General features: G+C 74.5%; 1 pseudogene. It reads left to right on the plus strand.

Annotated features, from left to right (window positions below):
- Nucleotides 1-239, plus strand: a pseudogene (locus KVT37_RS33695) (hypothetical protein); the annotation flags it as partial.

Raw genomic sequence — 239 nt, forward strand, 5'->3', positions numbered from 1 at the left:
TGCTTTGGCGGTCCTACCTCGTGCTGGGCTGGATCGGGGTGGGCGCTGCTGTCGCCGTGCTTGGCCGTGTCCCCTTCGATCCGACCATCGTCGGCGCGGCGTTTCTTCCCAGGACGCCGGTCTTCAACTGGCTGCTGCCGGGCTAGGGCGGGCCGGCGCTCGCCTTCGGCTTCGCCGCGGGGCGGCTCGCCCGCACCCCCAACGGCCGGCCGCGTCTGGCCATGGGGGCGGCCTCGGGG

This window comes from Mesorhizobium sp. GbtcB19 (assembly GCF_019091085.1).
Classification (GTDB): Bacteria; Pseudomonadota; Alphaproteobacteria; order Rhizobiales; family Rhizobiaceae; genus Mesorhizobium.